Raw genomic sequence first — 26,314 nt, 5'->3', positions numbered from 1 at the left:
GATCCGGGCCGTTGCGCCCAGCTCGGGCCTGGCCGATTTCACCCCTGTGCATCACGCGCCAGGCGCATCCCCGAGAATTGCCATCGCGCATCAGGCGGAAAGAAGTTGCGATACGTCGACCGCGAATGACCTGCCGGGGTGGCGCAGGAGGAACCGCGCAACACATATTGGTTGCACATGAACTTTCCGTTGTATTCGCCGAGCGCCCCCGAGGGGGCTCGATAACCCGGATACGGAGTGTACGGGCTGGCCGTCCACTGCCAGACCTCGCCGTACAATTGACGAATCCGGGAGGCGCCTCGCACCGGCGACGCCGGAATGGGGTGGAAACGGCCTGGCATTCCGGAGCGACCTCCTGGGATCACCCCGGCCGCCGCATGCTCCCACTCCGCTTCGGTCGGCAGCCGTGAGCCCATCCAGCGAGCAAAGGCGTCCGCCTCGAAGAAGCTGATATGACAGACCGGCTCATCGAGCCGCAATGGCTTGAGTCCGCCCAGCGTGAACTGGCTCCACGCCCCCTCCCTCTCGACCCAGTACAAGGGCGCCGTCCACCCCTGCTCCTTCCGCGTGGCCCACCCGAGCGACAGCCAGAGATCGGGCCGACGATAACCGCCGTCCTCCACGAATTGGAGGAACTCGCCGACGGTCGTCAAACGGTCTTGCAGCTCGAACGCCCCGATCAGGGCGTCGTGGCGCGGCCTCTCGTTGTCGAATGCGAAGGTGCCGCCGTCATGCCCGACCTTCACGATCCCGCCGCCATGGGTCGACCAGCCGCTATCGTCGGTCGTCGCCGCGGGCGCATCGTCCTCCGATGGGCGATACGTCGGCCAGAGCGGGTTGCAGGAGAAGAGATACTTGAGATCCGTGAGCATCAGCTCCTGGTGCTGCTGTTCGTGCTGGAGCCCCAGCTCGACGACCCGGCCGATCTCCTCGGCCGCGTCGCCGTCGACCTCTCTCAGCAGCCGGGCCATCCTCTCGTCGACGGCCCGCCGGTAGGCGAAGACCTCGGCCACGGACGGCCGCGTCAGCACCCCGCGGCGCGATCGAGGGAACTGCTCTCCGACGCTGTTGTAATACGAGTTGAAGAGCACCTGGTAGGCGGAGTCGACCGGTCGGTAACCGGATTGCGATGGGGCCAGCACGAACGTCTCGAAGAACCAGGTCGTGTGCGCCAGATGCCATCGAGTGGGACTCGCGTCGGGCATGGGCTGGACGACGTAGTCCTCGACCTGCAGCGTCTCGCACAGATATTCCGAGAATCGACGGGTCTTCGCGTAGGCTTCCACCAGGTTCGCCAACAGTCATCCTCCCTCGGGACGGGTTCCAGCAGGGAGCCATCTTCGCCGACTCGATGAGATGGCCGCCAGCCCGCCGATCCCTTACCTACGACTCGGAAACGTACCCTCTGCAAAACTCGGGCCGGCCGCGACCGCGTCGGCTTTGGCCCAGACGGCTACGGCGTTGGGTTGTGTAGCCCATGTTCGTCGCCAGTCGTCGTGGAGCGAGTCCGGTTCGGCTCGTGAACTCGATCACAAATCCGAGAGCACGCGGTGTGCGCAGGTGACGGCAAGGGCCCCGTCGCCGACGGCGAACGCGACGCGCTTGGTGGTGTTGCTGCGGACGTCGCCCGCCGCGAAGACGCCCGGAGACGTGGTCTCGACGACGCAGGGCTCGCGATCCTTCAGGGGCCACTTGGCGGATTGGGCGGCATCGGCCCCGGTGATGATGAAGCCCTTGGAATCGACTGCGATGTCCGGCGGCAACCACTCGGTGCGCGGCTGGGCGCCGATGAAGACGAACACCGCCGTGCAATCGAGGTTCCGGACGCCGCCCTCCCGCACGTCGCGGAGCCGGACCCCCCTTAGGGAGGACTCGCCCTCGATGGCGTCGACCTCGACGTGGCGGAGCACCTCGATCTTCTCGTGGCGCTCGATCCGTCGGGCGAGATAATCCGACATGCTCTTGCGAATGTCGCCGCCGCGCAGCAGCAGGGTCGCCCCGGCCGTGTGGTCGGCGAGGTACATGGCCGCCTGCCCGGCCGAGTTGCCCCCGCCCACGACGGCGGCGCGGCCCTCTCGGCACGAGCGGGCGTGCACCGAGGTGCAGGAGTAGAAGATCCCGCCGCCGTCCCAACGCTCGCAGCCGTCGATGGGCAATCGCTGATAAGAAGCCCCGGTCGCGATGAGCACCGTCCGGCCGCTGACGACCTGCCCGTCGTCGAGTTCGAGAAGGTGCATCCTGCCGTCGCGCGTCATCGAGCGGACCTCGACGGGGGCGACCAGCTCGGCCCCGAATTTGAGGGCCTGGAGGTAGCCCCGGTTGGCGAGTTCCGACCCGGCCAGCCCCGCGGGGAAGCCCATATAGTTCTCGATCCGCGAGCTGGTGCCGGCCTGACCTCCCGGGCCGAAGCGGTCGAGGAGGATGGTGGACAGCCCCTCGGAAGCCCCGTAGACGGCGGCCGCCAGTCCCGCCGGGCCCGCGCCGACGATCACCAGGTCGAACGGCTCGGTCCGGATCCGACGCTTCAGGCCGAGGCATTCGGCCAGGCGCGTGACGGTCGGGCGCGGCGACCGTGTGCCGCGATTGCAGGACACGAACGGCAACTGATCGACGGCGACGCCGAGGGCCTCCATCGCCGTCCGGCCGTCGGTTGCCTCGACGTCGACCCAGGTGTGCGGCACCTTGTTCTTGTCGAAGAATTCGCGGATGACCGTCAGGTCGGGGTCGCCGAGGCGCCCGAAGACGCGCACGCCGACGAAGCCGGAACGCTCCAGCAGCACCCGACGCGCCTGGAACGCGTCGAGCAGCTTGTCGCTCAGGTCGGGGATCTCCTGGATGACGCGGCGCAACTCGGCGGGGCCCACGCAGTAGGCGCGGGTCGCCCCCCGGGCGTAGGCCGAGATGACGGCCGGCCGATCGGTCAGCAGCGAGACGTCGCCGGTGAACTCGCCCGGGCCGTGGACGACGACCGTCTTCGATTCCTCCGCCGACTCGTCCACGATGGCGATCAGGCCGGATTCGACGACGTACAGGGACACGCCGCGCTCCCCCGCCTGGAAGACGGATTCGCCGTCTTCGAACGTGCAGAGTTCGGCCAGGTCGGCCAGGTGGGCGACCTCGGCCTCGGTGAGCCTCGGGAACGCCACGTAGCGCTCTTCCTCGACGTTCGCCATCGCCTGCTTCTCCATTTCCGTCGTCCGCCGGCCCAGCCGACTCGGCGTGGGTGCGACTCAAGATCGTCCCCCCGGGCCGTGGCGGACGTCAACCCCGGCTCGACCTCCACTCCATCTGAGACGCCCGGTTCTGTCGGTGCGAGGATCCGGTGACCGGTCGCTTGTGGGGCGGGTCGGGGGCGGATACCCTCACTTCCGGCAAGGCGCGCCGCCCTTCCCATAGAGCCTCTTCGGAGTCCGCTACAAGTGATCGGGATCGACCTCGTCGGCAAGGTGGCGCTCGTGACCGGCGCCGGACAGGGGCTCGGACGCGCCACGGCGACCCGACTGCACGCGGCCGGCGCCAGCGTCGTCGTCAATTACCCGCCCGACGCCGCCGGCCGGAACGCCGAGCTGGCCCGCGAAGTCGCCGACGGCCTCGGCGAACGGGCCGCGGCGATCCCAGCCGACGTCCGCGACCCCGCGCAGGTCGACGCCATGCTGTCGGCGACCCGCGAGCGGTTCGGACGCCTCGACTTGGTCGTGAACAACGCGGCCGTGATCCGCGATCGGACGGTCAAGAAGATGAGCGACGAGGACTGGGACGTCGTCGTCGGCACGGACCTCACGGGCGTCTTCCACGTCTGTCGAGCGGCGGCCGCGGTCATGTCGGACGGCGGCCGGATCGTGAATCTCGCCTCGATCTCGGGCGTCGTCGGCTTCTTCGGCCAGGCCAACTATGCGGCCGCCAAGGCCGGCGTCATCGCCCTGACCAAGGTGCTGAGCAAGGAGCTGGCGTCGCGGCGGATCACGGTCAACGCCGTGGCCCCGGGGGTGGTCCTGACCGACATGGGGAAGACGATCCCAGAAGACGTCCGCGCCGGGATGCTGGCCCAGATCCCGCTCAACCGCTTCGGCGAGCCCGAGGAGATCGCCAACGCTATCCTGTTCCTGGCCAGCGACCTGGCGTCGTACATCACCGGCCAGACCGTCCACGTCAACGGAGGCTGGTGGTCGTGACCGATCGCGTCGAGAGGCTGCTCTGCTCGGCGGCGGAAGCGGTGGCGGTCATCGAGGACGGCCAGACCGTCGTGAGCGGAGGATTCGTCGGCGCCGGGCATCCCGAGGCCCTCACCGAGGCGATCGAGGCCCGTTTCCTGGCCTCCGGCCGACCCCGCGGGCTGACGCTGCTCTACGCCGCCGGGCAGGGCGACGGCTGCGGCCGCGGGCTCAACCACCTGGGACATCGCGGGCTCCTGGCTCGAGTCGTCGGCGGCCACTGGGGGCTCGCCCCCCGGATCGGCCGGCTCGCCCTCGACGGCGAGATCGAGGCCTACAACTTCCCCCAGGGCGTCATCTGCCACCTGCTGCGCGACATCGCCGCCGGCCGGCCGGGGTGCATCACCGCCGTGGGGCTGGGGACGTTCATCGATCCCATCCACCAGGGCGGGCGGCTGAATTCCCGGTCCACGGCCGAGATGGTGAGCCGCATCGCGATCGACGGCCGCGAATGGCTCTTCTATCGCGCATTCCCGGTCCACGTCGGGCTGGTCCGAGGCACGGCCGTCGACGTCCATGGCAATCTCGTGATGGACGAGGAGGCGATCATCGGCGAGGTTTTGGCGATCGCCCAGGCCGTGCACAACTGCGGCGGCACGGTGATCGCCCAGGTCCGTCGAGTGCTCCCCCGCGCGGCGCACCCGATGTCGGTGCGCGTGCCTGGAATCCTGATCGATCGCGTCGTCGTGGCGACCGCCGAGCAGCACGACCAGACCTTCGCCGAGCGGGACAACCCCGCATACTACGGGGCCGCCGAGCGCGACGGCACGGGCGACCTGCCGAAGCTGGCGGCGGGGCCGCGACGGATCATCGCGTCGCGCGTCTGCGACGAGCTGAGGCCCGGCGCGATCGCCAACCTGGGGATCGGAACGCCGGAAGGCGTCGCGCTGATCGCGGCCGAACGCGGGCTGCTTAGCGACGTGACCCTCACCGTCGAGAGCGGGCCGATCGGCGGCGTCCCGGCCGGCGGGCTGAGCTTCGGTGCGTCATTCCACCCGGAGGCGATCATCGACCAACCGGCGCAGTTCGACTTCTACGACGGCGGCGGCCTGGACTTCGCCGCCCTGGGCGCGGCCGAGATCGATCGTCGGGGGAACGTGAACGTCTCGCGGTTCGGGGAGCGGCTCGCGGGCGTTGGCGGGTTCGTCAACATCTCGCAGAACGCGCGACGGGTGGTCTTCTGCGGGACGATGACGTCCGACGGGCTCGAAATCGCCGTCGTGCGGGGGCGGCTGCGGATCGTCCGCGAGGGCCGGGTCCGCAAGTTCGTCGCCGACGTGGGGCAGCTGTCCTACGCCGCCGACGTCGCCCGGCGGAAAGGTCAAGAGGCGCTCTACGTCACCGAGCGGGCCGTGTTCCGGCTCGTGGACGAAGGTCTCGAATTGATCGAGCTCGCGCCGGGGATCGACGTCGAACGCGACGTGCTCGACCAGATGGAATTCCGCCCCCTCGTACGCCAGCCTCGCCTGATGCCGGCATCGTCGTTCGATCGGGACACCGGAGGTTGAAGATGGCGGGAGTGTGCATCGTCGCGGCGAAGCGAACCGTCCTGGGACGCTTCCTCGGGAAGCTCAAGAACCTGTCGCCGGTCGACCTGGCCTGCGCGGCGGCCCGACCGGTCCTGGGCGAGGTCGGGCACTCGAAAATCGATCAGGTGATCGTCGGCAACGTCCTGGGGGCCGGCCAGGGGATGAACATCGCCCGGCAGGTCGGCGTCCGGGTCGGCCTCCCGCCCGAGGTCCCGGCGTTCACCGTGAACATGATGTGCGGCTCGGGGTTGCAGGCCGTACGGCTCGCGGCCCAGGCGATCCAGGGCGGGGAGGCGAAGGCGATCCTCTGTGGCGGGACCGAGTCGATGTCGGGCTCGCCTTACTTCGTGCCACGCGCCAGGCAGGGATTGAAACTGGGCGACGCCGCGCTGGTCGATTCGGTCCTGCGAGATGGCCTGATCGACGCCTTCGACGGCCGGCACATGGGATTGCTGGTCGAGGCGATGGCCGAATCCCGCGGCATCAGTCGTCGTCGGCAGGATGAATGGGCCCTCCGGAGCCAGCGACGGTTCGCCGCCGCCGAGGCTTCCGGCGCGTTCGCCGGCGAGCGCGTCCCGCTGGAAGGCCTGGAAGCCGACGAGCATCCCCGGCCCGGAGCGGCGCTCGACGACCTGGCGCGGTTGGGCGGGGCCTTCGCGGCGGACGGCTCCATCACGGCCGGAAATTCGAGCGGCATCAATGACGGGGCGGCCATGCTGCTCCTGGCCGACCGCGAGTTCGCGGAAGGGCGGAGGTGGCCCATCCTGTGCGACTGGGTCGATTCGGCGCTGGTGGGCTGCGAGCCGGCGTTGATGGGCCTGGGTCCGGTGTATGCACTTCGGCGGCTCTGCGAACGACAGAGGCTCACGCTTGCGGAATGCGATGCGATCGAGATCAACGAGGCCTTCGCCGCTCAGGTCCTGGCGTGTCTTCAGGATCTCCGCGTCGACGAGGAATCGGTCAACCGGTGTGGCGGGGCGATCGCCCTGGGGCATCCGATCGGGGCCAGCGGGGCGAGGCTGGTGGTCCACGCCGCGCATCAGATCCATCGGGGAGCGGCGAGGCAGGCGGTCGTGAGCCTGTGCGTCGGAGGCGGCATGGGCGTCGCCGCCCTCTTGCGAAATCCGGATTGATCCACGGACATGCCGAGGGAGGAACGCGTTTCATGGCGATCGAGGTCGGCGCCATCGTCCTGGCCCTGGGTTTGCTGATGGCCGTCGCATATCGCGGCCTGCCGGTGATCGTCTTCGCCCCCCTCTGCGCCCTGCTGGCCGCGGCCCTGTCCGGCCTGCCTCTGCTGCCCAGCTACACCGACCTGTTCATGACGGGCGTGGCCGGCTTCGTCCGGGCCTTCTTCCCGCTCTTCTTGCTGGGAGCCGTCTTCGGCAAGATGATCGACGCGAGCGGCTCGGCCGCTACGATCGCCGCCGCCATGATCCGGGCCCTGGGGCCGCGTCACGCGATCCCGGCGGTCGTGCTCGCCGGAGCCGTGCTGACCTACGGGGGCGTGTCGCTGTTCGTCGTCGCATTCGCCGTCTACCCTCTCGGCGCGGCGCTCTTCCGGGACGCGGACATCCCCAAGCGTCTGCTCCCCGCGGCGATCGCCCTGGGGGCCTTCACGTTCACGATGGACGCGTTGCCCGGGACGCCTCAGATCCAGAACATCATTCCCACTCGGTTCTTCAAGACCGACGCCTACGCGGCACCGGTCGTCGGACTGATCGGCGCCGCCCTGGTGCTGTTCGGCGGCCTCTTCTGGCTGGACCGGCGACGCGCCTGGGCGGCCGCCGCGGGCGAGGGCTACGGGGCCGGGCATCTCCAGGAACCGGAGGCCCGGACGGGCGACGACCTCCCCTCGCTCGGCGCGGCGGTCCTGCCGCTGATCCTGGTCCTGGCGGTCAATTTCGTCCTGAGCCGGACGGCATGGTCGATCGACCTGTGGTACCCCGAAGCCTCGATCCGCAAGGCCTTCCCCGCGACCAATCCACGGGACGCGGCTCCCAGCTGGGCCGTGATCGTCGCCCTCTCGGTCGGGATCACGACCACTCTGGCCCTGCACGCCCGGCGGATGCGAGTCAGCGTCTCGGCCTCGCTCTCGGCGGCGACCGCGGGGGCCCTCCCGGCCATCTTCAACACGGCCTCGGAAGTCGGTTTCGGTACGGTCATCAAGTCGCTGCCCGGCTTCGAAGTCCTGCGAGGTTGGGTGCTCGACGTGAGCCGGAACGTGCTCCTCTCCGAGGCCGTCGCCGTGAATGCGCTCGCCGGCGTCACGGGCTCGGCTTCGGGTGGCCTGTCGATCGCGCTGGAAGTGATGGGCGAATATTATCTTGAGGCGGCCCGCGCGCAGGGAGTCGCCCCGGAGTTGCTCCACCGGATCGCCTCGATGGCCTCGGGCGGCATGGACACGCTGCCGCACAACGGGGCGGTGATCACGCTCCTGGCCATCACGGGGCTGACCCATCGGCAATCGTACCCGGACATTTTCGCGATCACGCTGATCAAGACCGCGGTGGTCCTCGCACTGGCCCTGTCCGCGGCCTCCTTACCTGGCTGACCGGCGACGAGGAGGGGCACCATGGCCAGCACCGGCTCCGTCGTCACCGCCGAGGATGTGCACGTCTGGGGCGAGCAGCTCGACCAGGTCGCCCGCCGGATCGGGGCCCGCTTCGCCCGCAGCGAGACCCGCGACCGCGTCCGGGCCTGCCTCGAGGGGCTGCTGGCCCCGGTGCGGCGCAAGAACTCCTGGCGGATCGCCGAGCAGATCGGCGAGGCCGCCCCCTACGGCGTGCAACACCTGCTGGGCCGAGCCGATTGGGACCCCGACGCCGTCCGCGACGACCTGCGGGCCCATGTGGTCGACGCCCTCGGCGAGCCGGACGCCGTGCTGATCCTGGACGAGACGGGGTTCCTCAAGAAGGGCGCCCGCTCCGCGGGCGTCGCCCGTCAATATACGGGTACCGCGGGCCGGATCGAGAACGCCCAGGTCGGCGTCTTCCTCGCCTATGCCTCGCGGCACGGCGCCGCGTTCCTCGACCGGGCCCTGTACCTGCCCAAGGAGTGGACCGACGACCCCGAGCGGTGCGAGGCGGCCGGCGTCCCCGAGGCGACGGAGTTCGCCGCGAAGATCCGCCTGGCCAAGCGGATGCTCGAGCGGGCGCTCGCCGCCGGGACGCCGGCGGCCTGGGTCGTCGGCGACGAGGTCTACGGCGCCTGGGAGCTGCGGCGGTGGCTCGAGGAGCGGAAGCGGCCGTACGTCCTGGGCGTGCGGGCCGACCAGTACCTGCCGGCCGGCCGCCCGACGACGGCGACGGCCCTGGCCGGGGCGCTGACGGGGCGGTCCCGGCGCACCGTCGAGGTCGCCGCCGGGAGCAAGGGCCCGCGGCGGTACGCCTGGGCGCGGGCGGAGGTCGACCACGACCTCGGGCCCGAGTGGCGGCGGTGGCTGCTGGTCCGCAAGGGGCTCGACGAGCGCGGGGAGCTGGCCTACTACATCGCGGCGGCGCCGGCTCGCACGCCGTTGGCCGCCCTGGCGAGGGCCGCCGGGGCGAGGTGGGCGATCGAGGGGGCGTTCGAGGCGGCCAAGCAGGAGGTCGGCCTGGCCGGCTACGAGGTCAGGAGCTGGACCGGCTGGCACCGCCACGTCACGCTGGCGCTGCTGGCCCACGCCGTCCTGGCGGCGGTGCGGAGGCTGGCCGACGGCCCGCCGAAAGAAAGACGGACGGGTCCCCGGAGCTGATCGCGGTGACGGTCCCGGAGGCCCGCCGGCTGCTGGTCCGGCTCCTGTGGACGCGCCTGCCGGTGCCGATCGGGGTCCTGAATTGGTCGGAATGGCGGCGGGCCCGCCAGGCGTTCGCGCGCCGCTGCCATTACAGAAGGCGTGGAGGCGACCCGCCGGACTAGTTACAACTGTAGTAATAGTCATGCATACGGCGGTCGTGTTCGACTCGAACGACGTCGTCCGCCGGCTCTCCCTACTGGTGAACCCACGTCCGGTATGTACTCAAATCGGTGCGGGGACTCCAAGCCGTTGAGGCCGTAGGCTTGGGGGCCTCAGTAGGTGACGCAGCTCAGGGGGACGGGGACGGTGCCTGATGGCGCGCCCATCCTAACCGAGGAGTGCCTCAACAACTTTATCGCATTTTGGATACCGTGATATTGTACTTTCCGCGACTTGATGCATTCGGCCCGCGAAGATTTCCCGCCACTCGCCACTCTCAACTGTCGCCGGGCTGGGCCCGGCCTACCGCCAAACGGAGTGGAGGGTCTCCAACTCGGCATCGCCGCAGGGGGATATGTGATACCCGCAGGGTTCCGTGAACACGTCGACCTCTCCGGCTGGCTCGTCCGCGATCGCGAAGGCGAATCGGAAGAGGACGTGTGAGACGTCGGGGAACCGGATCAGGACGAAGTGGTCGGGCGGGAAGTCGCCCGCCGAGAGGCGCTCGCAATTCTTCGCCCCACCGCTCCCGGAGGTATTGCCTCGGTCGCGGCTTCCATGCGTCGGGCACGGCGAGGGTCATCCGAGATCTCGCGGCCTCTCACGCGCCGCGTAGAGCAGGGCCGCCCGACCGGGACGATGGTGGCGACCACGCCGATCCATCGCCCCGGAAGGTGTCGGCCAGGACATCCCCCAATCCGACGCCCGTCCCGTGCCGGTGGTTCCCTCGGCTCGCCGACGCTCGATCGCCGGTCCGCTTCGCGAATCGCCCTCCTGTTCCCGGGCCTGCCGTAGACGGCCGGGCCCATGGCGGCTTCAGGGTGCCGGGTCGGCTCTCGTGCGTTCGGGGGTGGGAACGATGGAGGCGGGACGAAATCCGTAGATTCCTGGCCCGCCTCGCATCCTCCCCTGTTCGAGGCCGATCAGGCACTGAGGGAGCCGCGTCGGCCCCAGATGTCGCCCGCGGCGATCGAGACGTACGAGGTGTAGGTGAGGAGGTAGTTGCCGAACCAGTCGATGCTCAGCGCCGGGTCCGACCGGACGCCGATGTCGACGGTCGAGACCGTGTTGGTGAAGCTCACCTCGGCCACCCGGGTCCGGTTCCCGCCGGATCTCGCCTGGACTTCGTACGCCACCACGAAGCCGCCGCCGCCCCGCCTCAGGGCGACCGCGGGTTTGTATTCGAAGGCGGTGGTGCCGGCGATGCCGACCTCGGCGCCGAGCGCCCCGTCGAGGCCGACGCGCCTCGCCTTGATGTCGCCGGCCCGACACCAGGCCACGACGGCGTTGCCGGCGTTGTCCATCGAGACGCTCGCGTCTCGGTCGTCGGCGGCATTCGTGGAGATGAAGTGGGTCCCGAGCAGGCCGCCGCCCGCGGTGAATCGCTTCAGGAGGATATCGTGCTGGGTCCCGCTGGAGCCCCGCTCCCAGGCGATGTCGAAGCGGCCGTCCGGGTTCATCGCTATGCTCGCCTGCGCATCGGCGACCGTGCCGACCGCGACGTCGAGCACGCCCAGGAGCTGGCCGCCTCTGTCATACCGCTTGGCGACGACGTCTGTGCTGATCTTGGCGAGCTGCCTGTTGTAGGAGATGACGAAGTTGCCGAGGCGATCGGTGGCCACGTCGGAGTAGCCCTCCCTGGCCCTCCCGACACCGACCTCGATGAGACCGCCGGCGTGATTGCCGTTGGAGTCGAATCTCTGGGCCAGGGCGTCCGAATCGCCATTGGCGAGTTGCTGGGTCCAGGTGACCACGAAGCCGCCCAGGTCGTCCATCGCGACCGCCGGCGAATACATCGACTGATTGCTTGAGCCGACGATGAACTCCGGGCCGAGCTTGGTGCCGAACGAATTGAACCGCTGGGCCCGGATGCTGAAGCCGGGTTCGTTGTTGGATTGCGACCAGACGACGACCGAGGAGCCTCCGCTGGAGGTGGCGTTGTCGGAAAATCGCGCAGTATGGTTCGTCGTGTTGATCGGATAAATCATCTCGGGCCCGAGAGTCATCAGTTGACGCCCTTCGAGCGGCTCGAAAGCGGGGCGGCGGGACGTGCGGGGGCGACGGACCGTGGGATGGCGGGGGCGAGCGAACATCCGGGGCTCCTTTCATGCTCTTGGGTGCGGGGGTCGGGACCGTTGGCCGGTCAACGGTTCTCTCCGCATCCGGCCGCGTCGCCCGACAAGAAAAAACCCGGGAGCGGCCGACCGGGCGGGCGTGGCGTGGCCGCCCCCGCCCGGGTGGAGTACAATCGGAGCCCGATACGCCCCCCCCGGAGAGGACCGGCGATGGACAAGCCCGACGGTGAGGGTTCCGTCACGTGCTGGGTCGGGGACCTGAAGGCCGGCGACCACGCGGCCGCCGACGCGCTCTGGCGTCGGTACTTCGAGGCCCTCGTGCGGCTGGCCCGACAGCGGCTCCGCCCCGCCGCGGGTGGCGGGTCCGTCGAGGACGAGGAGGACGCGGCCCTCAGCGCCTTCCGCAGCCTGTGCGCCGGCGCGGCCCGCGGCCGGTTCGACCGCCTCCACAACCGCGACGACCTGTGGCGCCTGCTGGTCGTCATCACCGCCCGCAAGGTGCTCGACCAGGCCGAGCGGCGGCGTCGGCTGAAGCGCGGCGGCGGCCGGGTCGTGGACGAGGCGGCCCTGGATGGCCTCGCCCCGGACGGGGCAGGGCTCGCCGGGGTCGTCGGCGCCGAGCCGACCCCCGAGTTCGCCGCGCTGATCGCCGAGGAATTCCGGGCCCGTCTCGACCAGCTCGGCGACGACACCCTGCGCCAGGTCGCCTTATGGCGGATGGATGGCTACAGCAACGAGGAGATCGCCGCGAAGCTCGGCTGCGTCGCGCGTTCCGTCGAGCGCAAGCTCAACCTGATCCGCCGGGTCTGGCTCGGAGAGGGGGGTGGCCTTGAGTGGTGAGACCGAATCCGGACCGTCCCCGACGCCGCTGGAGCGAGCCCGCGACATCGACGCCTGGTGCGACCGCTTCGAGGCCGCCTGGAACGCCGGGCATCGGCCACGCGTCGAGGACTTCCTGGCCGATGCCCCCGCCGCGTTCCGGGCGGATCTGGAGCCCGAGCTCCTGAGCCTGCATGCGGCACTCCGGCGTGCGGTCGTCGAACGGACCCCGGCGGATGTGCCCCGGGACCGCACGCCGGCCGTCGACCCCGTCGCCGCCCTCGACCCCGGGTCAGCCGGGCACGGGGGAGTGCCTTCGGCGGCCGACTCGGAGCGGCGGGCCGTCGCGGATCAGGTCGTGGGCGAGCGCCTGGAGTGGCCCTTCACGGCCCACCGGCGGACCCTCGCGGCCGGCGACGGGGTGGCCGGGGAGCCGGACCCGTCCGCGACCGGTCGACCGACCGATGCCGATGGCGGGGGCGAGCGAGCCGGGGGCGTGATCGCCGGGCGCTACCGGCTGCTCGAGGAGCTCGGGCAAGGGGGGATGGGCACTGTTTGGGCGGCCGAGCAGACCGAGCCGGTCCGCCGCGTGGTGGCGCTGAAGCTCATCCGTCCGGGGATGGACACCCGCGACGTCCTGGCGCGTTTCGAGGCCGAGCGCCAGACGCTGGCGCTGATGGACCACCCCAACATAGCTCGTGTCCTCGACGGCGGAGCGGCCGGGAACGGCCGGCCGTTCTTCGCGATGGAGTACGTTCGGGGCGCGCCGATCACCCGATTCTGCGACGGGGCCGGGCTGGGGATCGCCGAGCGCCTCAAGCTGTTCGCGACGGTCTGCCTCGCGGTCCAGCACGCCCACCAGAAGGGGATCATCCACCGCGACCTCAAGCCGAGCAACATCCTCGTCGGCCCGGTCGACGGGCGGCCGGTGCCCAAGGTGATCGACTTCGGTCTCGCCAAGGTCGTGCGCGAGCCGCTCACCGGGCAGACCCTCCACACGGCGCACGGCACCCTGATGGGTACCCCCCTGTACATGAGTCCCGAGCAGGCCGGGTTCCGCGGCCACGACGTCGACACCCGGGCCGACGTGTACGCCCTCGGCGTGGTCCTGTTCGAGCTCCTGACCGGGACGACGCCGCTGGGGCGGCCGCGGCCCGGGCGCGACGGCTTCGACGAGGTCCTGCGGCGGATTCGCGAGGAGGACCCGCCACGCCCCAGCGCCCGGCTCGGCGGCTCGTCCCCGGGCGCGGCGGACCGGCTCCACCCGGACTCGGCCCGGCTTTCGAGGCTCGTGCGGGGGGAGCTCGACTGGATCGTGATGAAGTGCCTGGAGAAGGACCGCGCCCGCCGCTACGAGACGGCCGACGCGCTGGCTCGCGATATCGAACGCTACCTGGCCGAGGAGCCGGTCGAGGCCGGCCCGCCGGGCGCTGCCTACCGGCTTCGAAAGTTCGCCCGCCGGCACCGCAAGGCGCTCGCCGCTGCCGGGTCGTTCGCGCTGCTCCTCGTCCTGGGGACGACGATCAGCGTCTGGCAAGCGGCGCGAGCGACGGCCGCGGGGCGTGAGGCGCGCGCGAACGAGCGCCGGGCCGACGAGGAGGCGGCGATCGCGCGGGCCGTCAACGCCTTCCTGCTGGACGACCTGCTGGGCCAGGCCGACATCGGCAACCAGGCCGCCGAGCTGGGGCGTGACCGGGACGTCAAGGCGCGCGAGCTCCTGGACCGCGCCGCGCGGGTGGTGGAGGCGCGATTCCGGGGGCAGGAGCTGACCGAGGCCGCCGTCCGGCTCACGCTCGGCCAGGCGTATCGCGCCCTTGGCGAGTACGCCGAGGCGCAGGGCCACCTGGAGCGGGCCGTCCAGTTGCGGGAGCGCCGGCTCGGCGCCGAGCACGCCGAGACGCTGGCGAGCATGCGTGCCCTCGCGGTCCTGCTCGCCGACCGCCGCCGCGACGAGGAGTCCGAACGCCTCTACCGGCGAGTGCTTGAGGCTCGCCGCGCCCGGCTCGGGGCCCGGCACCCGCACACGCTCCAGAGCCTCAACGACCTAGGCGCCCTCGCTTGCGATCGGGGCCGCCCCGATCAGGCTGAGCCGCTCCTGCTGCAGGCCCTCGAGGGCCGCCGCGCCGCGCTGGGCGACGGCCACCCGGACACGTTCGAGACCATGAACAACATCGGATCCCTCCACCACACACGCAACCGATTCGCCCAGGCGGAATCGTGGTACCGGCGCGCCCGGGACGGCTGGCGCGCGACCCTCGGGGCCGACCATCCCCGCACGTTGGAGGCCGCGAGCAACCTGGCCCTCGCCCTGCGGGATTTGGGCCGCCTGGAGGAGGCCGAGGACCTGTACGACGAGATCTTGGCGATCGACCGCGCCAAGCTGGGGTCCGAACACCCTTGGACCCTCCAGGCCAGCGGCAACCTCGCCGCCGTCTATTGGGATCGCGGCCGACGCGCGGAGGCCATCGAGTTGGCGAAGCAGGTCGCCGAGGCGACGAGACGCCGGCTGGGCCCCGACCACGCTGCGACCGTCCGGGCGCTGTCGGCCCTGGGCGTGTTCTGCTCAATGAGCAACCGCCTCGACGACGCGGAGCCGATCCTGGTGGAAGTGCTCGCGATTCAGCGGCGTACACTGGGCGCGGGGCATGAGGAAACGATCGTCACGCTGAGTAACCTCGGCGCCCACTACAGCATGCGCGGTCGACTCGGCGAGGCCGAGGCCCTGCTCGGCGAGGCCCTCGCCGGGGCGCGGAAGGCGTTCGGGATGGGCGACACGGCCGTCACCCAGCAGGTCGTCAACCACCTGGCGCTCGTCCACAGCAGGCTGGGCAAGCCGCAGCTCAGCGAGCCGAACCTCCGAGAGGTGCTCGCCGCCCTGCGCGAGCGGCACGATCGCGACTCGGATGCATACGGCGGCGCGCTAGGCGCGTTATCGAACAATTTGATAGGGCAGGAGAATTACGCCGATGCCGAGCCGATCCTCCGGGAGTCGCTGGAAATCGCGGAGCGGAAGATACCCGACCACTGGAGGACCTCGGTGATCCGGGCGAGCTTGGGCGCCGCCTTTCGGAAGCAGGGCAAGTATCTCGAGGCGGAACCCCTGCTGCTCCGGGGATATGAGGGCCTCAGGGCTAGCGCGGACCGGATCCCGCCCCAGTCCCGGCACAACATCGCGGAGACCGTCCGGTCAATCGTCGCGCTGTATGAGTCGTGGGCCAGGCCCGGGGAGGCGGCCGCCTGGAGGGCGAAACTGGGGACCGACCCGGCCACCGCGGCCGTCCTCGACGCCGACTTCCCGGCCGACCCCTTCGCATCTCCGTGATACACCAACAAGAAAAAATGGGCTAGGTTCTGTCTGACGGCTCGATGAGTCGGAAGCAACGGCGGATCATGGCCAGCTTCACCATGGCCAGGAAGTTCACCGCGAGCTTCTCGAAGCGGGTGGCAAGTCGGCGGTTCTCCTTGAGCCAGAGGATGCACCGCTCGACGATGTTGCGTCGCCGGTAGGCCTCGGCGTCGAACTTCGGGTTCCGCCGCTGGTCCTTGCGGGTCGGGATCACCGCCTTGATGCCTCGACGCCGCAAGTAGCGGCGGATCCGGCGGTAGCTATACCCCTTGTCGCCGGCCAGTCGGCGGGGCCGGCGTCGCGGGCGGCCGCGGCCCGGCCGCTTGATCCGCACCGCCTCCAGGGCCGGCTCCAGCGACCTCGACTCGTGGGCCTGGCCCGCCGTGACGACGGCCGAGAGCGGGACGCCTCCGGAGTCGACGACCAGGTGCAGCTTCGTCCCGAAGCCGCCGCGGGAGCGGCCGAGGGCGTGGTCGGCCGGCTCGGCATCCCCCCTTTTCCCCCCCGGCCCCGGCGGCCGCGCGGCTGGCCCGGATGGATGTCCCGTCGATGCACCAGAGGCCGAAGTCGATCCGCCCCGACGCGTCGAGCTTCAGGTGCAGACGCTCCAGGATGGGTCGATGGTCCCGTCGCGGGCCCATCGGTCGAAGCGGTCGTAGACGCTCTTCCACCTGCCGTATCGCTCCGGCAGCCCCCGCCACTGGGCCCCTGTATGGAGGATCCAGAAGACGCCGTCGAGGGTCCTCCGGTGGTCGTTCCATCTCCCGCCCGGCCTGCCGACCGGCGGGAGCAGGTCGGCGATCGAGGCGTATTCCTCGTCCTTCAGCTCATAGCGACGCGACATCCCGGCCTCCATGGAGAAGCCGCCATCGTAACGCTTTGCGAGCCGTCAGACAGAACCTAGGCTGCAGGCCGTGGCTCATGAGGCGAAACGCGACCTATGGAGTCAGCCTGGAGCGGTATCGCCGTGGAACTGGCGTAAGGTCGAGGGAGTGCCCGTCACGGCCGGAGTGGTGCGAAACCGCAGCAGCAGGGTTTACCACGCACCCCACTGCGGCGGCGCGGCCAGGATGAACAAGCGGAACCGGGTGGAGTTCGAGCCGGCCGAGGAGGCGGAGAAGGTGGGGCTTCGGCGGGCGGGCGATTGTCGTCAGCCGGAAGCCCGGACGCCGACCACGCAGCAAGTCTGGCCCGGCTCCGGGCGCGGCCACTCCTTCTTCTCAGGATAGTGGCCTGCCTCGAGATACGCCTTGATGTGCTCGGCGTCCTCGACCGTCACGCCCTTCGCCACGACGACGGGAGCCGAGGTGGCGAGTCGCTCGGCCTTGGCTGGATCCAGGCCCAGGCCGACCGTGGTGGCGTTGCGGAAGCCCGCGACTTCGGTCCACTTCGTCCGGCTCGGGATGCGGGCGGTGAGGAGGGCGGCGACCACCGGCCCGTGGAAGCCGGGCGAGACCGATTCGAGGATGACGTCGTAGGCCATGGGGGCATTCTAAACTGCCGATGAGGGCTGCGGCGAGGCGGAAATTGCGGGTCGACCGACGACTTGATCGAGCGTCGGCCCGTTGAACATCGCCGCACGTTCCCAAGCTGGAGGCGGCGGCGGCGAAGATCTGCGTCGAGCCGCCGCCGCTCGCACCTCCCCCAACATCTCCATCCACCGCCGATCGGCCTCGACCTGTTTCGGAATGTCCGCCTCATCCGAAGTCGTCCGCCGTCGTCTCCGGCGGCTCGGCCCCGAGGGCGCGGCAGGCGGCCTCCAGCGAGTCATCGACCAGCCCCCAGTCCGCCGCCTCGACCCGCTCGTCCGCGTCCCAAAGGTGGATTTCTGCGGCCCGCTCCGTGCGGACGTCCGCCTTCCCGGTCGGGTAGATGGCGGCCGGCGTCTTCGTCGCTCGGTCCGTGGTCATGTCGGAGCCCTCCCGAGGGAGTATGCCCCACCGCCGGGCGAGGGTGGGCCGTGTCCGGACGGAGGGCCGGAGCGGGCGGTCCCCCGTTCCCCGGCCGGTCGACGGCCTGCGTCGTCCTCGGGGCGCGGCGTGGGGCCTCCGCCCGGGCGCGCCAGGCGCAACGAAAAACCCCGGCGAGAGCCGGGGTTCCGTGCAGCATTCCGTGCAGTGCTTTAGGGTGTCTCGCCGTAAGTCCTTACACCACCTAGTACGCCCGGCAGGATTTGAACCTGCAACCTTTAGCTCCGGAGGCTAACGCTCTATCCAATTGAGCTACGGGCGCCTCGATGGGACTCATTCCAGCGTGGGAGGTCGGCTTTGTCAAGACGCCGGCGGCGGATCGGGGTTCGGGTCGCGTCGCCGTGGGGGGGCGCTGTAGAATGAATCCTGCTCGCGGCGCTCGGCCGGCGTCGGGTGAGCGACGCGACTTCTACGGAGCTTGAGCCGGGTGATCGAGAGCCCCCACGCGCCCGAACGGCGACTGACCTTCCTGGGGACCGGGACCTCGTCGGGCGTCCCCGTCCTGGGCTGCGACTGCTCGGTCTGCACGTCGGACGACCCGCGCAACAACCGGACCCGCCCCAGCGTCCTGATGACGTTCCCCGCGGGCGACCTCCTGATCGACACCACGCCCGAGATGCGCATCCAGCTCCTTCGCGAGCGGGTGCGACGGGTGCACGCGATCGCCTACACGCACCACCACGCCGACCACCTCTTCGGCCTCGACGACGCCCGCATGTTCCCCAAGTGGATCGGCGGGGCCGTCCCGGTCTACTGCGAGGCCGACACGGAGGACTACATCAAGCGCGTCTTCTCGTACGCCTTCCGCGAGGAGAGCCGGAACTGGCCCGCGGGGTTCGTCCCCAAGATCGAGTTCCAGCGGATCGAGCCTTACCGGGCGTTCGAGGCCCTGGGTCAGACGATCCTGCCGGTGCGGCTCCACCACGGCCGATTCACGGTGCTGGGCTTCCGCGTCGGCGACCTGGCGTACTGCACCGACGTCAACCGAATCCCGGAGGAGACCTTCGAGGCGCTCGAGGGCCTCGACGTCCTGATCCTCGACGCCCTGCGGTTCGACCCCCACCCCACCCACTTCTCGCTCGACGAGGCGTTGAAGGTCGTCGAGCGGCTCAGGCCCCGGCAGGCGTACTTCACGCACATCTCGCACGAATTCGACCACGCGCGGGTCGAGGCGATCCTACCGCCGAACGTGCGGCTCGCCTACGACGGGCTGGCCTTCCCCTTTTAGGCCGGATCGGGCTTGGCCGACCAGCGGCCAGTCTTGGCGACCATGATCAGCCTCCCCAAGAAAGCAACGAGAGGCCGAAAAAATCATCCGCGAGGGATCGCATCTCGAAATGGATGACCTAGGATCATTGTAGCCTGGAGGCATGGGTCGACCCACCGCTCCCGGCTCTGGATCCCGGACTTCCTGGGGACGCGCGACGAATCGACGTGGAGCCGTTTCGACGAGCCGTTCGTCCTGAGGTCCGGACCGCAGCCTTCCGAAAACCGCGAACTACGGCCGGCGTTCGGTCGGTGACGACGACGTCGCCGGCCTTGGGGGCCTTCGCGCGTCGACAGTGCCCCCGGGCGCGCCGATCTCGTCTCGACCGACCGCGCGGCGAAGACGCCGGACGGTCTGGGGACGGCCGGTGAGCGGAGGCGTCGAACACGGGTGGGCGTCGGGGGCCGATCAGTGTTGTTCAATTCGCCGGAATTCTTCGTCTTCTTCCTCATCGTCTATGCGCTCTACCGGCTGCTGGGCATGCGGGGCCAGAACCGGATGCTGCTGGCCGCCAGCTACATCTTCTATGGCTGGTGGGACGTCCGTTTCCTGTATCTCGTGGTCCTCTCGACGGGGTTGGACTACTGTTGCGGCCTGATCCTGGGACCGGGCCGGATCCCGGCTTCCGACCGCGCCAAGGTCTCGGTGCTGACGATCCTGGCGTCGGTGCTGTTCGTGACCTTGAATTGGTCGGCGATGAGCTGGGGCGGGGCCATGCCGACGCTCGGCGAGTCGGCGGCCTCGAGCTGGGCCGAGCCTTCGATCGACTGGGGGCGGCTCGCGAGCCCCGACTGGATCGGCGTCTGGGTCCCGATCGGGACGATCGCGACGGTCGCGGCGGCGAACCTGGTGTACGGGCCGCTGTCTCGGATGACGACGAAGCGCCGGCGGCGAGTCGGGATCATCCTGACGGTCGGGGCCAACCTCTTGCTGCTAGGCTTCTTCAAGTACTTCAACTTCTTCATCGACAGCTTCACCCGGGTGCTCGAGCCGATGGGGTTCCCCGTCGAGGCGATGCACCTGCACGTGATCCTGCCCGCGGGGATCTCGTTCTACACCTTCCAGTCGATGAGCTACACGATCGACGTGTATCGGGGCAAGGCGGAGGCGATCCGCGATTTCGAGGACTACGCGCTGTTCGTGACGTTCTTCCCGGTGCTCGTGGCCGGGCCGATCGAACGCGTGGGGCACATGATGCCCAGGCTGATGACGCCGCGTCGCCTGAACCTCGACCAGACGACGCGGGGGCTTTTCCTGATCCTGTTCGGCCTCTTCAAGAAGATGGCGGTCGCCGACAGCTTGGCGGTGTCGGTCAACTCGGTGTTCAACTCCCATACGGCGACGTGGGCCGACGTGGTGCTGGCGTCCGTCGCCTTCGCGTTCCAGATCTATTGCGACTTCTCCGGCTACACCGACGTGGCGAGGGGGGTGGGGAAGGTCCTCGGCATCGACCTGATGCTCAACTTCAACCTGCCCTACTTCTCGCGGACGCCGAGCGAATTCTGGACGCGCTGGCATATCAGCCTCTCCAGCTGGCTTCGCGACTACCTGTACATCCCCCTGGGGGGGAGCCGTCACGGCGAGTCGGCGACCTATCGCAACCTGATGCTCACGATGCTGCTGGGCGGCCTCTGGCACGGGGCGGCCTGGAACTTCGTCCTCTGGGGCGCGTTCCAGGGGGCGATCCTCTGCATCTATCGGCTCTTCTCGACTCGGGAACCGCGGCCCGTCGCCGACGAGGCGTCCGCCGACGACGCAGGGCTCGGCCGGCGGCTCGGCGCGATCCTCGCCACGGCGCTGTTCTTCGCCCTGACCTGTTACGGCTGGATGCTCTTCCGGGCCGGCTCGCTGAACCAGGTGGTCGAGTTCACGCGGATCCTGCTCGCCGGCCCGTCGGACCTGCACTTCAACATCGCCAAGCCGACGACGGCGGGCGTCTTCGGCCTGCCGCTCCTCGTCGCGTTCGAATGCCTGGAATACGCGTACGGGACGCGGGTCTTCTACCGATCGCTCCCCGTCCCGATCCGGGCCGCGTTGTACGCGACCCTCCTGTTCATCCTGATCTTGGGAACGTCGAATGTCGCGACTCAATTCATCTATTTCCAGTTCTGAGCCCCCCGCCGGGCTGGGGTGGGGCGATTCGGCTCGCGTCCTGGCCTGGACGCTCGCGTGGCTCGCGGTGATCGACGTGGGGGCGAGCGTCGCGTTCCCGCCGCCCGGCGACCCGAAAGAGCGGCCTTCGGCGCTCCAATCGTACTTCCAGTACGGGCGATCGATCGAGGACAAGCTCGACCGCCTGGTCGGGCGGACCGATTCGGAGACCGCGCCGATCGCGTTCGCCGGCTGGATCGATCCGCCCCAGGGCGAGGGCCAGCCCAGGACGAGGGCCGCGGGCTCCGACCTGATGGTCGCCTTCTACGGCATGTCGTTCAGCGGCCATGTCGGCGAGGCCCTCAAGGAGGCCGAGCCGAGCTTCACGATCCGGAACATCGCCGGGCCGTCGGCCCCGGCGAGCCAGGTTCTCGCCCTGTACGAGGCCGACCGGGGCCGCCACGAGGGCGACGTCGTCGTCCTCTCGGTTCTGGACTCGGCCGTGGCGGCCCTCCTCGCCACCAACGGCTTCTGCCGCAACTTCGACGGGCCCCTGCCCTACATGTTCCCTCGCTACTACATCGGCCCTCGGGGCCTCGGATCGCATGAGCCCCCCGCCCGGTCGCTGGCCGAGTTTCGCACCCTCTGGTACGACCCGGAGGGGAGGGCCCGCGTGATCGACGACATCCGGAAGTGGGACCTGTATTACACCCCCTTCCTGTTCCACAAGAGCCTTCTGGACGAGTCCACCGTCGTGCGGCTGCTCCGCCGCGCCCTGGCGACCGGCGGCCGAAAATCGATCGAGGGCTACTACCTGGCCGGCGGCCGGTTCATCGAAGGATCCGAGCCGGTGCGGTGCCTCCAGGGGATCGTCGATCGGTTCATCGTCCAGGCCCAGGCCGACGGCAAGCGGCCGTTCGTGCTCATGATCCAGGATGGGACTTCCGGCTCCCGTCTCCAGGCCGTGCTCGGGCCGACGATCGCCGGCCGCGGGGCCCTCGGCCTGAACACCGACGCCGTCTGCCCCACGTCCGAATCGGCGAACTTCCTGCCGGACGGCCACATCACCCACGAGGCCAACCGGAGGATCGCCGAGGCCATGGCCGCGTTGCTCCGAAGCGGCCCCGTCAGGTCCGCCTCGACGCCGGCCGCGAACCGCGGCCTCCCCCCGGGCTGACCCCTCGATGGTGCCCACGCCAACGCGACATGGTACGATCGTCGGGAGCAGGGCGCGTCGACCGGTAGAGGCGTCGGGCGCCCCGGAGGCGACCTATCAGGAGCGTGCCACGCGATGGCTCTCAAGCAGGAACTGGCGGAACGGTTGGGGCGGCACGGTCAGGAGCATCTGCTGCGGTCCTGGGACGACCTCGACGAGGAGGCGCGCAAGGTGCTGGCGGAGGAGATCGAGTCGATCGACTTCGACCAGCTCGACCGCCTGATCGCCGAGCACGTGCGGGGCGACGCGGCCGCGACCGACCTGAACGACGACCTGGTCCGGCCGATCGACGTCGTCCGCATGCCCCAGACCGACGGCGAGCGCGCCGCGCGGCGGCGGGCGACCGAGGCCGGCGAGGAGGCCCTGTCCGCCGGCGAGGTGGGGGTCGTTTTGGTCGCCGGCGGGTCGGGGACGCGGCTGGGGTTCGCCGGGCCCAAGGGGACCTTCCCCATCGGCCCGGTCTCGTCCGCAAGCCTCTTCCAGATCCACGCCGAGAAGATCGTCGCGCTGGGCAGCCGCTACGGCAAGCAGCCGCCGCTGTACGTGATGACCAGCCCCGAGAACCACGACGTCACGGTCCGGTACTTCGAACAGCACGACCGGTTCGGGCTCGACCACGTCCGGTTCTTCGTCCAGGGCCAGATGCCGGCCGTCGACCTGGCCACCGGCAAGGTGCTGCTCGCCGGCCCGGGCCGCATCGCCATGAGCCCCGACGGCCACGGCGGCACGCTGACCGCCCTGGCCGGGCCCGGCGACGCCGGCTGCACGCCGAGCTGCCTGGCCGAGATGGGCGATCGCGGCGTGCGGACGCTCTTCTACTTCCAGGTCGACAACCCGATGGTCGAGATCGCCGACCCGACCTTCATCGGCCTGCACCGCCAGGCCGAGGCCGAGATGTCGTTCAAGGTCGTCGAGAAGATGACCCCCGACGAGAAGGTGGGCGTGGTCGTGCTGGTCGACGGCCGGCCCCAGGTCATCGAATACTCCGACCTCCCGAAGCCCCTGGCCGAGAAGCGCGGCGAGGACGGCCAGCTCGCCTACTGGGCCGGCAGCATCGCCATCCACGCCCTGGAGACCGCGTTCATCGAGCGGCTGGTGGGGGTCCACCGGCTGCCGTTCCACCGGGCGATCAAGAAGGTCCCCCATGTCGGGCCGACGGGCGAGGTCGTCAAGCCGGCCGAGCCCAACGCGGTCAAGTTCGAGCAGTTCATCTTCGACGCCCTGCCCGAGGCTTCTCGGTTCGTGGTCGTCGAGACCGAGCGGGCCGTCGAGTTCGAGCCCCTCAAGAACGCCGTCGGCCCCGACTCGCCGGCCACCGTCCACCAGCGGATGAGCGACCTCTTCGGCGGCTGGCTCGAACAGGCCGGCGCGGTCGTCCCCCGCCGCGGCGACGGCACCGTCCCCTTCGCCATCGAGATCAGCCCCCTCTTCGCCCTCGACGCCCACGAGCTGAAATCGAAGATCGAGCCCGGCCTGGTCATCGAACGGCCGATCTACCTCCGCTGAGGATCCGCCCGCCGGCGATCGGCTTCGAATCGGCTCCATTCGTCCCGCCGACCATCGAAGCCATCGGACTGAAGGTCTATTCTACAATGGCTTTAGGGATCGTTTTTCGGCTCTTTTCGTCGTTTGCGCCGTATGAATTTTCTCTCCTCGATCCCCCGACTCGATCGAACCGGACGACTCCTCGGCCCCCTCCGCGCGTGGAGAGACCTGTATAGAGGATGGTTCACGACCGGCGAATGCGCACGGCGATTTCGACCCCTGAGGGCGATTGCCTCTCGCCGACGGCGGCTTCTCAAGCCGCCGTCGAACCGCCGGGGCGCGAACGGCGGAGGAGCTTGCGGGCCGCCACCGATCCCATCGCCGCCCAGATCAGGACGGTCGCCGGCTCGGGGACTGACGCGCCTTCGGGCGTCATCAGAAAGGCGTGCTGCTGGCCGTCGATCGTACCCTGGCCGACGATCCAGCCCGAGTCGTTGACGTCCGTCGCGTTCAAGCTGCTCCAGCCGCCGGGGGTTCCCAGCAGGTCGGTCAGCATGCGTATGGTGGATCCGTCGTAGAGGAAGCCGTTGCCGACCACCTGCCCGAAGTCGTTCAACGCGACGCCGAATTTCCCCGCCCCCCCGGGCAGGGCGGTCAGGTCGACGCGCGACTTCGCGTTGATGTCGTATAGGTAGGACGAGCGCAGCCCTGTGGCGTCGGTGACGACGTTCACGAGCGCTTGATCCTTGTTATTGACGTCGACCGCGCGACCGTCGAAGGAGCCCGCTCTCGACGACGGGTCCGGGCTCCTGTACAGGTAGGTGAGCTTGCCGTCCCGCAGGACGGAGGGAAAGACCGAATAGCCCGTGAAGGGGTTGTCGACGACCTGGCCGCCCACCACGGTCCCCTGGTCGTTGATGCCGTAGGCCATGGACATGTGGGTGGGGCTCGACCCGGTCGTCGCGTCCGAATAGGAACCGATGCTGCTCAGGGTCGCGCCGACGTACCGGCCGGACTCGTTGATCGACGTGCGGTACTCGCCGCCGACGACCTGCCCACGGTCGTTGATGTCCATGGCGATCCCCCCCAGGGAGGTCGCCGGCCCCATGGAGCCGCCCTGGTAGAGGAACGATCGGCCGCCGCCCTCCGACTGGAACCGAGGCGCCTCCACGGAGCCGTCGCGACCGTAGCGGAATCTCCCGTCTTCGGCGTTGTACGAGACGCCGACGACCTGGCCCTGGTCGTTGATCGCGGTGGCCGCGCTGCTGGTCGTCCCGGGGAGCGTCCCCAGGTCGCGGATCGCGTACTTCGGCGAGGCCCAGGCCGACGGTCCCATGAGCGCCGCGAGCGTGAGGCCGAACGAGCATGCGAGGAGAAGACGCCATGGACGATGGACGAGGCTCATCACGACCCTCCTGGTCGGTTCGCGGCCCCAGGGTCGCGGGCCCGCCGGAGGACCGACGTCGGTCCGGCGTCAGGGACGGCGGCGTCTGAACGAGATAGGCGAAGCCGCGTCCGTCGTCGATGGCAAATGCAACGATGCTACAGCCTCGCCCTCGACGCCCTCGAGCTGATCTCGCAGATCGAGCCCGACGTCATGATCGAGCGGCCGGTTCACCTGCGTCGAGGCGGCCGATCCGGAAGCGCGCTCCCGCCCGCACGGCGCGGACGGGGGCCGCGAAGAACTCGAATTCGAGGAGCCTCCGGCTCAGCCGACCCGACGCCTCCGCGCCACGAGCCCCAGCCCCGCCAGGGCGGCGGATGCGGCCAGGACGAACGAGTGCGGCTCGGGCACGGCGCCGCGGGCGGCGACGACCGATCCCCCGGTGATCTGACGATGGGTGTTGGCGGAGTCCTGTTCGAAGCTGTCGAACTGGCCGAGCTTGATCGACGCCCCGGCCAGGGTCAGCCCGCCGTTGAACGTGATCTGGATGATGTGATCGAGGCTCGCCGGCTCCAGCACGATGATCCCAGGCAGCGAGGACGACCCGGCGCCGGCGGTCAGGGGCGTGTAGTTGAAGCCGGTGATCGCCCCGTTCACGGTCGTGATGTCGTAGTCGACCAGGCTCGTGAGGGCGTCGTTGGTCGTGAACGTCCCGGTGGCCGTCGTGCCGTCGTCGAATGTCACGCCCGACAGCGTGAAAATGTGGTCGGCGCGAGCCTCGGCCGCACCCAGGGCGACGGTCAGCGCGACGGCGACGGCGAGGCGCCCGCTCAGTGCGCCCATACGACCCATGCGAAAACCACTCATTCCGAAGCCTCCGTTGAAGGTGCTCGTCCAACGCGATGACGAGGGCGGCTCGGCCCTCACAGGCTGCAACTCTGCGACGCATTCGAGCATCTCGCCCGCTGAATCGCAACAGTTGGC

General features: G+C 69.7%; 18 protein-coding genes, 1 tRNA gene and 1 pseudogene. 11 read left to right on the top strand and 9 right to left on the bottom strand.

Annotated elements, in window-relative coordinates:
- Window positions 1-38: 38 nt before the first annotated feature.
- Together egtB and PZE19_RS02335 are read right to left on the bottom strand one after the other, a co-directional pair.
- Window positions 39-1,298, bottom strand: coding sequence for an ergothioneine biosynthesis protein EgtB (gene egtB / locus PZE19_RS02340; protein ID WP_277858977.1), 1,260 nt, complete (start codon window positions 1,296-1,298; stop codon window positions 39-41).
- A gap of 231 nt (window positions 1,299-1,529) precedes the next feature.
- Window positions 1,530-3,173, bottom strand: a complete 1,644-nt coding sequence (locus PZE19_RS02335; protein ID WP_277858976.1) for an FAD-dependent oxidoreductase — start codon at window positions 3,171-3,173, stop codon at window positions 1,530-1,532.
- Between the two features lie 246 nt (window positions 3,174-3,419).
- On the opposite strand from PZE19_RS02335, the gene fabG reads away from it, so the two are divergent.
- Genes fabG through PZE19_RS02310 form a run of 5 tightly spaced genes read left to right on the top strand, consistent with a single transcriptional unit; the run spans window position 3,420 to window position 9,476 of the window.
- A complete protein-coding gene (fabG, locus tag PZE19_RS02330) occupies window positions 3,420-4,172 on the top strand; it encodes a 3-oxoacyl-ACP reductase FabG (protein ID WP_277858975.1) in 753 nt (250 codons plus the stop codon).
- Complete coding sequence (locus PZE19_RS02325) at window positions 4,169-5,719, top strand: acyl CoA:acetate/3-ketoacid CoA transferase (RefSeq protein ID WP_277858974.1); 1,551 nt, start codon at window positions 4,169-4,171, stop codon at window positions 5,717-5,719. The genes fabG and PZE19_RS02325 overlap by 4 nt, the downstream gene beginning before the upstream one ends.
- Before the next feature lie 2 nt (window positions 5,720-5,721).
- Window positions 5,722-6,873, top strand: coding sequence for an acetyl-CoA C-acyltransferase (locus PZE19_RS02320; RefSeq protein WP_277858973.1), 1,152 nt, complete (start codon window positions 5,722-5,724; stop codon window positions 6,871-6,873).
- Between the two features lie 32 nt (window positions 6,874-6,905).
- The gene (locus PZE19_RS02315) at window positions 6,906-8,294 is read left to right on the top strand and encodes a GntP family permease (RefSeq protein ID WP_277858972.1); all 1,389 of its coding nucleotides are present in this window, start codon (window positions 6,906-6,908) and stop codon (window positions 8,292-8,294) included.
- Window positions 8,295-8,315: 21 nt separating this feature from the next.
- Window positions 8,316-9,476, top strand: coding sequence for an IS701 family transposase (locus tag PZE19_RS02310; RefSeq protein ID WP_277858971.1), 1,161 nt, complete (start codon window positions 8,316-8,318; stop codon window positions 9,474-9,476).
- 1,124 nt (window positions 9,477-10,600) lie between these two features.
- Here the strand turns inward: PZE19_RS02310 and PZE19_RS02305 are convergent.
- Window positions 10,601-11,770, bottom strand: coding sequence for an NHL repeat-containing protein (locus tag PZE19_RS02305; protein ID WP_277858970.1), 1,170 nt, complete (start codon window positions 11,768-11,770; stop codon window positions 10,601-10,603).
- Window positions 11,771-11,962: 192 nt separating this feature from the next.
- Between PZE19_RS02305 and PZE19_RS02300 the strand changes: the two genes are divergently transcribed.
- Together PZE19_RS02300 and PZE19_RS02295 are read left to right on the top strand one after the other, a co-directional pair.
- Window positions 11,963-12,592 carry an ECF-type sigma factor gene (locus PZE19_RS02300; protein ID WP_277858969.1) on the top strand — a complete coding sequence of 210 codons (630 nt, stop codon included), beginning with the start codon at window positions 11,963-11,965 and terminating at the stop codon, window positions 12,590-12,592.
- Window positions 12,582-15,893, top strand: coding sequence for a serine/threonine-protein kinase (locus tag PZE19_RS02295; RefSeq protein WP_277858968.1), 3,312 nt, complete (start codon window positions 12,582-12,584; stop codon window positions 15,891-15,893). The genes PZE19_RS02300 and PZE19_RS02295 overlap by 11 nt, the downstream gene beginning before the upstream one ends.
- 22 nt (window positions 15,894-15,915) lie before the next feature.
- Here PZE19_RS02295 and PZE19_RS02290 read toward each other — a convergent pair.
- The 4 genes and pseudogenes from PZE19_RS02290 to PZE19_RS02275 all read right to left on the bottom strand — a co-directional run bounded on the left by PZE19_RS02290 (window position 15,916) and on the right by PZE19_RS02275 (window position 18,149).
- Window positions 15,916-16,761 (bottom strand): annotated as a pseudogene (locus tag PZE19_RS02290) (IS5 family transposase).
- Window positions 16,762-17,067: 306 nt separating this feature from the next.
- The gene (locus PZE19_RS02285; protein WP_277858967.1) at window positions 17,068-17,400 is read right to left on the bottom strand and encodes a hypothetical protein; all 333 of its coding nucleotides are present in this window, start codon (window positions 17,398-17,400) and stop codon (window positions 17,068-17,070) included.
- A 214-nt stretch (window positions 17,401-17,614) separates the two neighbouring features.
- Window positions 17,615-17,827: a hypothetical protein gene (locus PZE19_RS02280; RefSeq protein WP_277858966.1), complete on the bottom strand. Its 213-nt coding sequence runs from the start codon at window positions 17,825-17,827 to the stop codon at window positions 17,615-17,617.
- 248 nt (window positions 17,828-18,075) lie between these two features.
- A tRNA-Arg gene (locus PZE19_RS02275) sits at window positions 18,076-18,149 on the bottom strand.
- Between the two features lie 165 nt (window positions 18,150-18,314).
- Between PZE19_RS02275 and PZE19_RS02270 the strand changes: the two genes are divergently transcribed.
- The 4 genes from PZE19_RS02270 to PZE19_RS02255 all read left to right on the top strand — a co-directional run bounded on the left by PZE19_RS02270 (window position 18,315) and on the right by PZE19_RS02255 (window position 23,967).
- A complete protein-coding gene (locus PZE19_RS02270) occupies window positions 18,315-19,115 on the top strand; it encodes an MBL fold metallo-hydrolase (RefSeq protein WP_277858965.1) in 801 nt (266 codons plus the stop codon).
- 450 nt (window positions 19,116-19,565) lie between these two features.
- Window positions 19,566-21,266 carry an MBOAT family O-acyltransferase gene (locus PZE19_RS02265; RefSeq protein ID WP_277858964.1) on the top strand — a complete coding sequence of 567 codons (1,701 nt, stop codon included), beginning with the start codon at window positions 19,566-19,568 and terminating at the stop codon, window positions 21,264-21,266.
- Window positions 21,232-22,422 carry a hypothetical protein gene (locus PZE19_RS02260; protein ID WP_277858963.1) on the top strand — a complete coding sequence of 397 codons (1,191 nt, stop codon included), beginning with the start codon at window positions 21,232-21,234 and terminating at the stop codon, window positions 22,420-22,422. The genes PZE19_RS02265 and PZE19_RS02260 overlap by 35 nt, the downstream gene beginning before the upstream one ends.
- Before the next feature lie 114 nt (window positions 22,423-22,536).
- Complete coding sequence (locus PZE19_RS02255; RefSeq protein WP_277858962.1) at window positions 22,537-23,967, top strand: UTP--glucose-1-phosphate uridylyltransferase; 1,431 nt, start codon at window positions 22,537-22,539, stop codon at window positions 23,965-23,967.
- Window positions 23,968-24,259: 292 nt separating this feature from the next.
- Here PZE19_RS02255 and PZE19_RS02250 read toward each other — a convergent pair whose 3' ends face one another.
- Both PZE19_RS02250 and PZE19_RS02245 read right to left on the bottom strand, forming a co-directional pair.
- Window positions 24,260-25,351 carry a hypothetical protein gene (locus tag PZE19_RS02250; RefSeq protein WP_277858961.1) on the bottom strand — a complete coding sequence of 364 codons (1,092 nt, stop codon included), beginning with the start codon at window positions 25,349-25,351 and terminating at the stop codon, window positions 24,260-24,262.
- Window positions 25,352-25,654: 303 nt separating this feature from the next.
- Window positions 25,655-26,197, bottom strand: a complete 543-nt coding sequence (locus PZE19_RS02245) for a hypothetical protein (RefSeq protein ID WP_277858960.1) — start codon at window positions 26,195-26,197, stop codon at window positions 25,655-25,657.
- Between the last annotated feature and the right edge of the window lie 117 nt (window positions 26,198-26,314).

The sequence above is a fragment of the Paludisphaera mucosa genome (assembly GCF_029589435.1).
Taxonomy (GTDB): domain Bacteria; phylum Planctomycetota; class Planctomycetia; order Isosphaerales; family Isosphaeraceae; genus Paludisphaera; species Paludisphaera mucosa.
Note: the sequence above shows the minus strand (reverse complement) of the source record. Positions and strands in the feature narration are given on the sequence as shown.